Annotated in this window: 6 protein-coding genes; 5 read left to right on the plus strand and 1 reads right to left on the minus strand. The window is 37.3% G+C overall.

Features of this window, described 5'->3' with window-relative positions; translation table 11 throughout:
- The first annotated feature begins 338 nt into the window (after positions 1–338).
- From IR022_RS05775 to IR022_RS05795, 5 genes are all read left to right on the plus strand, one after another.
- The gene (locus IR022_RS05775) at positions 339–4,316 is read left to right on the plus strand and encodes a hybrid sensor histidine kinase/response regulator transcription factor (protein ID WP_194202983.1); all 3,978 of its coding nucleotides are present in this window, start codon (positions 339–341) and stop codon (positions 4,314–4,316) included.
- Positions 4,317–4,444: 128 nt separating this feature from the next.
- Positions 4,445–5,656, plus strand: a complete 1,212-nt coding sequence (locus IR022_RS05780; RefSeq protein ID WP_194202984.1) for an exonuclease SbcCD subunit D — start codon at positions 4,445–4,447, stop codon at positions 5,654–5,656.
- Positions 5,653–8,739 carry an AAA family ATPase gene (locus IR022_RS05785; RefSeq protein WP_194202985.1) on the plus strand — a complete coding sequence of 1,029 codons (3,087 nt, stop codon included), beginning with the start codon at positions 5,653–5,655 and terminating at the stop codon, positions 8,737–8,739. Before IR022_RS05780 ends, IR022_RS05785 begins: the two co-directional genes overlap by 4 nt.
- A gap of 228 nt (positions 8,740–8,967) precedes the next feature.
- Positions 8,968–9,741, plus strand: a complete 774-nt coding sequence (locus tag IR022_RS05790) for an IclR family transcriptional regulator (RefSeq protein ID WP_194202986.1) — start codon at positions 8,968–8,970, stop codon at positions 9,739–9,741.
- A 23-nt stretch (positions 9,742–9,764) separates the two neighbouring features.
- Complete coding sequence (locus tag IR022_RS05795) at positions 9,765–10,418, plus strand: DUF1349 domain-containing protein (protein ID WP_050709548.1); 654 nt, start codon at positions 9,765–9,767, stop codon at positions 10,416–10,418.
- 71 nt (positions 10,419–10,489) lie between these two features.
- Here IR022_RS05795 and IR022_RS05800 read toward each other — a convergent pair whose 3' ends face one another.
- Entirely contained in the window at positions 10,490–12,886 is a 2,397-nt protein-coding gene (locus IR022_RS05800) for a transglycosylase domain-containing protein (RefSeq protein ID WP_194202987.1), read from the minus strand.
- Between the last annotated feature and the right edge of the window lie 192 nt (positions 12,887–13,078).

Genomic DNA, 13,078 nt, shown 5'->3' on the forward strand with positions numbered 1-13,078 from the left:
AAGACATGCTTATTCAAAGCACTATGCTTAGCAAGTCGTTTAAATACAATTTTGGAATCCTGATAAATACGGGAAGCTTTCTTATTTTGGTATTAGAAATCGAAGCTTTAGGTATTATAATTCTTTCATGTATATTATTAAATATTGATTTTTCGGCAAAAGCAAATGTATACCTTAAAGCAATAAGGAGGTGGTCTTAATTTATCCAAAAAGTGTAATATCTGTCGCAAAATTAGCTTTCTGAGTCTACTGTGGGACATATGTTGTATTTATTGCGACAATTGTAACTGGAACATTTGTTATATTTGCTATATCCTATTTCATACCATAGCTTCAATATGAATCGCATATTTATAATTCTGATTTTTTTACTGTATTTCCCTACAAAGGTCGTTCCTTCTGATTATTATTTCTCGATCATTGACGGAGAAATGAACTTGTCTCACAACAATGTCAAATCTATCATTCAAGATAGTTATGGCTTTATGTGGTTTGGTACCAGAAATAAATTAAACCGATATGACGGGATAACTTTGAAGGTTTTTGATTGCAATGATCAAAAGACTAAGAAAAGAAACAATAATATCTCGTCTCTGTTCGAAGATGTTGATAAAAAAATGTGGGTGGGAACTGATAATGGAATCTTTATTTTTGATCCTATCACCGAAAAGTTCAGCTCGTTTGAAGTTAAGACTGCGCAGGGCGTAGGTATAACTCAATGGATAGCAGATATTCAACAGGACTTAGATAATAATATTTGGATTGTGGTCCCAAATCAAGGTGTATTTAAATACAACAGGGCATCTAATAAGCTTTTTTTATATACGGTAGTAAAAGAACTTCGTCCCAGTATTAGTAATCCGCAATGTATTGCTGTTGAAAAGAGTGGTCGTGTGTGGATTGGTACAAATGGCTCGGGACTTTTCTTGTATAATAAAGAGAACGATTCTTTTATTGAGTATCTGGGAGATAAAGAGGGAGGCGAGTCGTTGCTTGGTAAGAATATATATACGATATGTCACTCGGGAGACTATCTGATTGTGGGTATTCATGAGGGTAAGTTAGTTAAATTAGATAAACGTAAAAATATAGTGATGGATTTGCCTTTTCCTGAGGTGAATTATAAAATAATTAGACATGTTACGATCTTAAATGATGATGAAATTTGGGTAGGTACACAATCGGGACTATATGTTCTCAATGAGAAAACACGAACAGTAGAGCATGCAAAAGAAGAAGCTCTTAACTCGCATGCATTGTCTGATAATATTGTCGAAAAAATCTACAAGGACAAAGAAGGTGGTATCTGGATAGGTACAAACTTCGGAGGAGTCAATTACTTACCAAACCGCAATAACAAGTTCGAAAAGTATTTCCCTTTAAGCGAATCTAATTCTTTGGTGTCTAAAAGGGTGCGTGAGATGCGTGAAGACTCACGCGGTAATATCTGGATTGGGACAGAAGATGCTGGTATTGCCTTGTTCAATCCTCAACAACGAAAATTTAAAAATATAGATAATCTATTTTATAAAAAGACGTTGGCTTTACTCGTTCAGGACGCTAAAGTATGGGTGGGGTATTTTAAGCATAATCTCGATATTATAGATATTCAGAATCAAAATAAAGTAATCCATTTTTCGGACAAAGAGTTAGGCTTGAATGAAGAAAGTATCTACGCTTTGTGCGAAGACAGGTACGGAAAAATATGGCTGGGAAATGCTTGGGGGATATTTATGGCTGAGAAAAATGAAATGAAGTTCAGACGAATGGATATATTTGGACTCAATTATACATATGATTTGCTCGAAGATTCCGAAGGCTATATTTGGGTTGCCACTATGGGAAATGGTGTTTATCAGTACGACCAAGATCGGGGCATATTAAATCATTATGAAGTTGGAGGAGAGAACGACCTGAGTTCTAATTCGGTAAGTAGTATAACCGAAGATCACTTGGGGCAGATTTGGTTTTCAACAGATAGGGGAGGCATTTGTGTCTTTAATAAGAAAGATAAACAATTTAGAACTTATTCGGTCAAAGACGGGCTCCCCGATGATATTGCTTACAAAATATTGGAAGATAAATATTATAATCTGTGGTTTGGTACTAATCAAGGATTAGTGAGATTTAATCCTGAAACCAAAGTGGTAAAAGTATTTACTCAGAATGATGGGCTTTTATCAAATCAGTTCAATTATAAATCGGGACTTGTAAGTAGTTCGGGGAAACTTTATTTTGGCAGTTTGGAAGGATTGATCGCTTTTAAGCCCGAAGAGTTTAAAGAAAATCAATTTGTTCCGCCGGTTTATATTACTAGATTATCTGTTTTTAATAAAGAGATAGTGCCCGGCACAGGAGATTCGCCTTTGGTGAAAAGTATAGTGCATACCGACAAGATAGTATTAGACTATAATCAGTCGAATATTAGTTTCGATTTTGTTTCCCTTAGTTATACGGCCCCTCATGCAAATGTATATGCCTATAAGATGGAGGATATAGACAAGGATTGGAGTTACACCACTAAAAACCGGAGTGCAACTTATGCAAAATTACCTCCGGGAAAATACACCTTTATGGTGAAAGGTTCGAATAATGATGGTGTGTGGAATGAAACGGGAGCATCTATTCAAATAGAAATTCTACCTCCTTGGTGGGCTTCAAATATTGCTTACTTTATTTATCTGCTTTTGTTTGTTCTGCTGTCTTATATAGTTTTGAGATTCTCGATGAAAAAATATAAAAAGAGGAATAACGAGCGACAAAGATTATTTGAAATAGAGAAAGAAAAAGAGTTGTATGAGGCTAAGGTTGACTTCTTTACCGATATTGCTCATGAAATACGCACCCCAGTTACTCTTATTAACGGACCTTTGGAATCTATTCTCGAAATGGATATTCAGAGTACAGAAATTAAGCACAATCTTAGTATTATAGAACAAAACACTAAGCACTTGCTAACCTTAATAAATCAGTTGCTCGATTTTAGAAAAGTAGATAGTAATAAATTCTTATTGACTTTTAGGGAAGTTGATATTACTCTATTATGTAAAGACATTATATCTCGATTCGAGCAACAAGCTTTGTCTTTAAAAAGGACTATCCATTTGCATTCACTAAGTGATGAGCATACAATCGTAATAGCCGATAAAGAAGGCTTATCAAAAATATTCAGCAATCTGTTTTCAAATGCAATTAAGTATTCGGATAAAGCAATCGATATTCGTTTTAGTACCGATGAAAAATATTTTACGCTCGAAGTAAGCAACGATGGAGCAATAGTTCCCGATGATTTAAAAGAACGGATATTTGAGCCTTTCTTTCAAGTGAAAACGGCTCGAAAGGAAACTTCTGGTTCGGGTATCGGTTTGTCTTTGGCTCGTTCGTTGGCAGAACTTCACAGTGGATATTTGTTCTATAGTTCGCAATCGGGATTGAATACATTTACGCTTAAAATTCCGCTTTATCACGATATAGATTTCGAGATGGAGGAAACTGATAGCGAAGTAAATCTTATTCCGCTTGAATATGATAATGGCAGACAATTCCATGAAATAAAGAACACGAAAACTATTCTTATTGTAGAAGATAATATGGAGATGCTCAATTTTGTTGCCGATAAATTGAGAGATAAATTTATTGTAGAGCGTGCAACCAATGGTGTAGAGGCTCAGAAGATATTAAGCCAGAAAAGTATTGATATTGTGATAACGGATGTGATGATGCCCCAAATGGATGGGTTTGAATTGTGCCGTTTTATAAAATCAGAAATAGAATACAGCCATATAATTGTTGTTTTGTTAACTGCCCGAAACGATCTTCCGAGCAAAATACAAGGGCTTGAACTGGGTGCGGATGCGTATGTAGAAAAACCGTTCTCGTTTCATTACCTGCAAACCTTGTTGACCTCGTTGTTGAACAACAGGAAACGGGAGATAGAATTGTTCTTAAGGAAACCGTTCTTACCGATTCAGCAAACAGGAATGAGTAAAGCCGACGAGCATTTTTTGAATAAGATTATTGATATAATCAATGAAAATATAACCGATCCTAACTTTAATGTCGAGCGGCTAGCCGATTTAATCTATATGAGCCGATCGAGTCTGCATCGGAAAATAAAGGGTACAATGGATTCTACTCCCACCGATTTTATACGATTTGTACGTCTCCAAAAAGCAGCCGAATTGATACAAGAGGGTAAATACCGAATTAATGAAATTTGTTATCTGGTGGGAATTAATTCACCGTCTTATTTTATTAAATTGTTTCAGACTCAATACGGTATGACTCCTAAAGAATTTGAGAAGCAAAATAAATAATAGTTTGGAAGTAAATTTGCTAAATTTGTAAGAAGTAATTCGTAGGGGTAGACCTATGTGTCTGCCTAATATTGGCGAGCAGATAGGTTCCCCTCTTCCACCAGTGTAATTACACAAAAAATAAAGCAATGAAACTTCTTCATACGGCAGACTGGCATATAGGACAAAACTTCTTCGGTTACGATCGCAAAGAAGAGCATATATTCTTCCTTAACTGGCTCAAAGATCAGGTTAAGCAAACTCAGGCAGATGTGCTTTTGGTGTCGGGTGATGTTTTTGATAGCCCTAATCCTTCGGCTGAATCTCAAAAGATATACTATAAATTCCTCCATCAGGTTTCGCTGGCAAATCCACATTTGCAAATTGTAATTGTGGCAGGTAATCACGATTCCGCAGGACGCCTCGAAGCTCCCAGCCCATTATTGGAAGAGATGAACGTTTCCATTAAAGGAATCGTAAAACGAACACCCGAAGGTGAAATAGATTATAATAATCTGTTAGTTCCATTAAAGAAAAACGGTATTACCGAGGCTTGGTGTATTGCTGTGCCTTACTTGCGGCAGGGAGATTATCCGCCTTCGGAGACTTACAGCAAAGGAGTGGCTGCTATGTATGCCTCACTTTATGATGAATTGGTGAAAGTTAAAGAACCCGCTCATCCTGTGATTGCTATGGGACACTTGCAGGCGACAGGATCGGAGCTATCAGATAATGATCGTTCGGAACGGACTATTATAGGTGGCTTGGAATGTATATCGCCCGAAGTTTTTGATAAACAGGATATTGTTTATACAGCTTTGGGGCATTTGCATAAATCTCAACGGGTTTCGGGTCGTGAGAATGTACGTTATGCAGGCAGTCCGTTGCCCATGTCTTTTGCTGAAAAGAATTACAAACAAGGAGTTAACTTGTTGGAATTGAATAATGGAATACTCGAAAATATAGAAAGGATAGAATTTATTCCCCCAGTGAAACTGCTTAGTTTACCTAAAGAACCTAAATCTTTATCGGAAGTATTGGATGAATTGGAACTTCTGCCCGATGGTGAGATTACATTACAATCTCCTTATCTCGAAATAAAAGTGTCGATCACAGAACCCGAACCCTCGATGCGTCATCAGATAGAAGAATCATTGAAAGGAAAATCGGTTCGTTTGACTCGTATTGCCGCCATCACCACACGGAGAGAGCGGGAAAGCCAAATAATGACTTATGAAGAATTACAAGCCGTTAATCCTTTAGAAATGGCACAAGAAGTTTTTCGCAGTCGATATGATAATGAGATGCCCGAAGAAATGGCAAAACTTTTGCAATCGGTAATAAGGGAGGTGCAATCATGAAAATACTGGCTATACGAGGAAAAAATCTGGCGTCGTTGGAAGGCGAATTCGAAATAGACTTTGCATCCGATCCCCTAAAATCAGCAGGGATATTTGCCATAACAGGAAGTACAGGGGCAGGAAAGTCAACTATTCTGGATGCTCTTTGCCTCTCGCTCTTTGACGATACCCCACGTACCAATAATGCCGGCGAAAATATTCAGATTAAAGATGTTCAGGATAATACCATTAATCAGAAAGACAGCCGTAATATTTTGCGTAGAGGAACCATAGAAGGGTATGCCGAAGTTGATTTCATGGCTCTCAGTGGCGATAAGTATCGTTCGAGGTGGATGGTGCGCCGTGCTCGTGGGCGGGCTGACGGTGCTTTGCAAAAGACAGAAGTGCGACTCGAAAATCTATCTACAGGTGTAGAAGAACAAGGAACAAAAACCGAAATTCTTTTGAAAATAGTGGAACTTATCGGACTGAGTTTCGATCAGTTTACCCGTGCCGTATTATTGGCTCAGGGCGATTTTGCCACTTTCCTGAAAGCTAAGCAAAGCGATAAGGCTGAGCTTTTAGAGAAACTTACAGGAACAGAAATCTATTCTAAAATATCATCCCAGATCTATCAACGGACGAAAGAAGCCGAACAGGCTCTTAATCTGCTGAATGAGCGAATTAAAGATGTACGCTTATTGACTGATGAAGAATTGGAAGCATTAATTCAGGAGAAAATAATACTCGATAAAGATTTAATTCCTCTAAAAAGTCAATCGTCAGATATTGATAAAAAGCTGGCATGGATTAAGCTGGATGAGCAGATCAGGCAAGAAGTGCTGCAAGCAGAGAACGAATTGAAAAAAGTGCATAGCCTTATCGAAGAAGCTAAGCCTCGTTACGAGTATATTTCGAAGATTGATCTTTCTCAGGAAATCAGAGATACTTATATTGAACTTTCGAATAAGCAGAAACATCTGGTATTGCAAAAGTCAAATCTTTTTGAAAGAGAAAAAGAACAGGCTGTTATTTCGGATCAACTGAAGCAAGCCGAACAGAATCTGACAACTTCGAAAATAGCTTTAGAGGAGCATGAGCAGAAATATACAACCACTAAGCCTGATATAGCAAAAGCAAAGGAATTGGATATTAAAATTCAGTCGGGAAAGGAAAAAGTAGTTGAAACGCAGAAAGAGTTTGCGACACAATCGGAACTGAAAAAGCAGGTCGAGACGCATGTTCAGACTTTTCAAAAGGATTTGAAAACAGGCGAGCAAATTTTGAATACTCTCATTGAATGGTTCGAGAAACACGATTCATACAAAGAAATTGTACCTCGAATAGATCTGATTGTGAATCTGTTGAATGATGCACAAGCCTCGAAATCACAATCAGTAAAAGCATCTAATAGTTTGGAGACGAACCTATCCATACTAAAGACCCGAAAAGAAAAGCTAGAGAAATCGGAAAAAGAATACGAAAGACTAAATAATCTTTTGCCTAGTGAGATTTTGGCTTTACGCCTAAAACTGGAAGATAATGCACCCTGTCCCGTATGCGGAAGCATTCATCATCCGATACAAAATACAGATTCTGAGAACGAAGGAAATCTTCAAGAGAAAGAATTAGAGCAAGCCAAGAAGCTACATTCGGAAGCTATCTTAGCGGATAAAGAACAGATAGAAGCCATACAAAAAGAAATAACTCAGTTAGAAACTTTAATCAAAAATTACAAGTCTCAATACGATGAGGCGGTTTCTAAATTGAGTGGGTATTTGCAGCATGTATCGGATTGGGAAATTAAATTAGAGCAAAATAGTTTTCAATCGGAACTTTCGGAGATAGCCAATCAATGGAATCAAAGCAAGGAAAGATTAGATAAGGGCACTAAATACATCGAATCTACCACATTAAAGTTAGAATCTGAAAATAAGAATCTGGTGACTATTGTTGAAGAGTTTAGTCGAAGGGAAGAGCTATTTAAAAATGTCACTTTGCTTCAAGAAGAATTAATTAAAGAACGAAGCACACTCTTGGAAGGAAAAAGTGTAGAGGAAGTTGAAACACTTTTTGAAACTTTACAGAAACAATTCTCCTCCAAATATGAGGAGCTGAGAACTCAAAAAGATAAACTGGAATCGGATAGCGCCAAGATCGGAGGATTTATATCTCAAATAAAAGGCGAGATACATACCGAATCGGAACAAGTACTGAGTTTACAGGAATCGGTGCAGGATTGGATTAATCATAATGACTATCAGATATCATCTGAAATTCTAAATGACTTGATGGCTAAATCAAGAGAGTGGATTGCACTAGAAAAAGCATCTCTTTCTGATCTTAAAAATCAAGAACTGACGCTTAATGCAACTCTAAAAGAAAGGAATACCCGACAAACTAAACATGGGGAGGAAAAAGATAAACCCGAAGAGGGGCAAAATAAAGAAACTCTGACAGAAAAGTTGTCCGAGATTGAAAATAAATCAGTTGCAATAAACAAACGCCTTACTGAAATTGAGGTGGCATTTGCTACCCACAATGCAGGGAAAGAGCGTATCAAAGCTTTTGAGAAGGAGCTAAATGAAAAAGTTGTACTCTGTGAAAACTGGAAAAAGCTGAATGTTTTGCTCGGTTCTGCTGACGGAGGCAAATTTAAAGCCATTGCACAGGGTTATACTCTAGATATTCTATTGGTATATGCCAATAAGCATCTGGAGGAATTGAGCAAGCGGTATAAGTTGCAACGCATTCCGGATACTTTGGCTTTACAGGTGGTAGACAATGATATGTTGGGCGAAATTCGCACGGTGCATTCTTTGTCGGGAGGAGAATCGTTTCTGATTTCTTTATCGTTGGCACTAGGTTTGTCGTCCTTATCGTCTAATCGGATGAAAATAGAATCCCTATTTATTGATGAAGGCTTTGGCTCATTAGATATAGATACTTTGAGTATTGCTATGGATGCTTTGGAAAATTTACAAACACAGGGACGGAAAATTGGGGTAATTTCGCACGTTGCAGAAATGACCGAACGAATTACTACACGTGTACAAGTTATAAAATCGGCTAACGGCAGAAGTAAAATAAGTGTGGTAGGGTAAAAAAAAATCTAAAGGTATTATATAATAAAATCGAGATGCAAAATGATCTATATTAGATGTTTGCATCTTTTTTTGTAGTGTCTCGTATCTGAAATCTTATTTATATACTTCGTGTTGATTTGACAAATATAAAATTAATCTTATATTTGTTTATGTATGGGAACTAGGTTTTTATATGTGAATTTATTGATGTTTTGTTCACATATAGAAACATGAAAAATCTATTTTATGCGTGAAGAGGAAAAGCAAATTTCGATGATTACAAAATCATTTGAAGTCTTGGAATTACTATCAAAGAATCCGTATGGACTGACTTTGCAGGAGATTGTTACACAATTACAATATCCAAAGTCGTCACTTTACAAAATTGTATCTAATCTTCAGGAACTCGGTTATCTGGGGAGGGAGATGGATAGCTCTCGTTATTTTTTGTCTCGTAAACTACTGACTTTGGGGGTAACTGCTTTCAATAGCAGTAATATTATTGAACGTTCCAAAGAATACATGAAACTCTTACGTGATGAGGTGGGCGAGTCGGTAATGATAGGCACTCTTATTGATGACGAGGTTGTGTTGTTGGAGCAAATAACAGGATCGCTGGACTTTGTATTTACATTGAAGCAAGGAATGAAATTCAATCTTTATTCAACAGCACCCGGTAAGGTAATATTGGCTTTTTTAGATAAAAGCAAGCAAAATGAGATCGTAGATAATTTGCAACTCGAAGCAATAAATGAATATACAATCACAGATAAGACGTTATTAAAGCAAGAACTTGAGATTATTCGTCAACAAGGATATGCTGCAGATATCAACGAAACGGTAGAAGGTGTGCATTGTATTGCAGCTCCCATCTGGGATGAAACCAAGAATGCTATTGCCTGTGTGTGGACATCGGGTCCTGCGGGGCGTTTGCCAAAGAAAAGTATAGAAACGATAGCTCAGCAAATCATAGAATGTGGATTGTTGATATCGCATAACATTGGATATAGAAAAGTATAATAAATAAATATAACACGTAAAATATGAAAAAGAAAATCGCACTTTTGGGATGCTTAGTAGCATTAGCAGGTCAATCGGTTTTGGCTCAAAGTTTAGACAAAATGCAATGGTTTAATGAGCCTGAGAAATGGGAGGTTAAAAATAATACTCTCAATATGCAGGTAACTCCCAAATCGGATTACTGGAGAGTTTCGCATTATGGGTTTACGGTAGACGATGCTCCGTTTTATTATGCAACGTATGGTGGAGAATTTGAGGTGAAAGTGAAAATTACGGGAAATTATAAAACTCGATTCGATCAGATGGGCTTAATGCTTCGTATCGACAGTGAGAGATGGATTAAAGCAGGTGTTGAATTTGTAGACAATAAATTCAATATAAGTGCAGTGGTTACCGATAAGAAAAGTGACTGGAGCGTTCTTCAATTGGATAAAACCCCTTCGTTTGTTTGGATTAAAGCTGTAAGAAGACTCGATGCAGTAGAGTTTTTCTATTCATTGGATGATAAAAATTATATTATGATACGTAATGCACCCTTTCAGGACAATATTCCTGTGATGATCGGTTTAATGGCTGCAAGCCCCGATGGCGATGGTTTCAATGCGAAGTTTGAGAATTTCAAAGTGACCCAATTACCCGACATGCGTCGTCAGGAATGGTTGAAAAATAACCAATAATTATTCATTGATATAAAAAAAGGTAGAGCATTTAGAGCTCTACCTTTTTTTGTTTTATATAGATTGTTGATTTACTCTTCTACGGGTAATATCAGATTATCAATATCTACGCCCTCTATGGCTAGACTGTCAATGGCAGTCGAATCTACTTCTATTCGCTTAGGAGTCTGACATTGGTAATTGCGACTAATAGGCTGTTTCGGTTTAGGGAAATGACCTCTGTAAGCCGCCAGGTTTTTGTCAGCAAGAACTTTTTCCATAAAGTAACCGAATATAGGAAGAGCCGTTCTACTGCCTTGCCCCAAAGCTCCTGTTCTGAAATGGATGCTTCGGTGTTCGCCACCGACCCATGCACCACCCACTAATTTGGGGGTAACTCCTATAAACCACGCATCGGAGTGATTGGACGAAGTTCCTGTTTTACCTCCAAAATCGGTATCGAAATTAAAGAGGTTAAAACCCCATAAAGCTTGCGATGTTCCTCCCGGTTCGGAAAGTCCCGACCGTAACATTTCAGTCATTAAGAAAGCTGTTTCGTAAGGTATTGCCTGAGTTTGTTTAGGGTCGTAACTATATATTACTTTTCCGTTTCTGTCTTCAATGCGGGTAATCAATACCGGATCGTGTGTCATACCATCGTTTATAACAGTACAATAAGAATTTACTAATTCTAATAGTGAAACATCCGATGCTCCCAACGATACGGACGGAGTTTCGTTCAATGGCGTTTTTATCCCCATTGCATGAGCAGTTTTAATTACCGCATCTATCCCTACCTCTTTGGCAAGTTGTACCGCTATTGTATTTATTGATCGGGCAAAAGCGGCTTTCAGATACATAGTGTCACCTGTATAAGTTGCATCTGCATTGTGAGGAACCCACTTGGTTGGTTTACCTTTGTCGATAACATCCCAATCGGTATATTGATCTACACGGGTATCACAGGGCGAAAGCCCGTTATTGAATGCGGCTGCATATACAAATAACTTAAATGTAGAACCGGGCTGACGTTCAGAGGTAACCTTATCATACTTCCACGATCCGAAATTAATGTCGCCCACCCATGCTTTTACAAAACCTGTTTGAGGTTCCATCGCAACAAATCCCGTGTGCATAAAATGTTCCATATAACGGATAGAATCCATTATACTGATGGTAGTATCTCGTGTGCCTGTGTCGTAATCGAATACTTTGAGGCGGTGAGGTTTATTCAGATAATAGTCAATAGAGTCGGGCTGATCAGGAAATTTTAGTTTCAAGTCTTTATAAGCAGGAGTCTTCTTGGCTATATTCTCGATGAAGTTAGGAATCTCTTTATGATTCTCATCCTGCCATGGGTTTTCATTTCCCCAATGACTATTGAAATTACGTTGTATAATACGCATTTGCTTATCTACGGCTTCTTCTGCATATTGCTGCATCTGATAATCAACTGTGGTGTATATTTTTAGTCCATCACCGTATAAGTCAATATCATTTTCTTTGCACCAATCACTCAAAAAACTAGCAACGGCATCTTTAAAATAAAGAGCCATTCCATTGGTGTTTGTCTCTGTATTATTTGCCAGAATAATAGGGAGTTGTTTTAATGAATCGAATTCGGCTTTGGTGATATAGTCTTTCTTCAAAAGATTGCTAAGTACCACATTCCTACGTTCCATACTATTCTCGGGATTAATGCGAGGATTGTATGTGGTGGTAGCCTTTAGTAAACCTACTAAGGTGGCAGCTTGCTCTATGGTTATGTCTTGTGGCGTAGTGTTGAAATAACTTTTGCTCGCAGTTTTTATACCATATGTATTACTTCCAAAGTCAACGGTGTTGAAATACATGGTAAGTATCTCGTCTTTACTATAAAAAGCTTCTAGCTTTACTGCTAAAATCCATTCTTTGGATTTCATGATTATCATCTTTACTCCCGGTATATATCCTAATAATCCGGTAGAGTATTGCGATCTCACTTTGAACATATTTTTAGCTAACTGTTGAGTAATGGTACTTGCTCCTCGGGCATTGCCTTTGAACATGTCTTTTACAGCAGCAAATAAGCCTTGTACGTCAATACCGAAGTGTCTATAAAAACGTTCATCTTCTGTTGAAATTAAAGATTCTCTCAGAATGGGAGATATTTCTTCGAATTTCACAGGAGTTCTGTTTTCTCTGAAATATTTACCAAGTATTTTACCATCCGAACTATACAGTTCAGAGGCTACGTTTTGTATAGGGGCATTCACCTCCGATAGTCCGGGCGATTTACCAAACAGCCATAGGAAGTTGATATCCACTAAAAATAAAAAACCGAAAAGGGCGGCAATAAATGTCGCTAGAAGAATAGCTATTCTTTTATACCAGCGCGATTTTTTGTAATAGGCTTTGTAATTTGTTGCCCATTTTTTTAGTTTGTCTTTTGTGGATGAAAGAATATCTTTCGTTTTGTTGGTAAGTTCTTGAAAATCAATTTTCTTCATGAATTTTTTGATCGTAGTAATGAGAGTGTAAATGTAATAAAATTTAGTTCGTCACAATCATGCTTTTTTATTTTCTTGATTACATGAACTGTTTTTAGATAAACACTTATAAGCGTGATATGTTGTACTTGTTGTATCTTTACTTACTATTTAAGGTTGTAGACTTTTTTATTGCTTTGGTGAGTATTATAG

The organism is Dysgonomonas sp. GY617 (genome assembly GCF_015233815.1).
Taxonomy (GTDB): domain Bacteria; phylum Bacteroidota; class Bacteroidia; order Bacteroidales; family Dysgonomonadaceae; genus Dysgonomonas_A.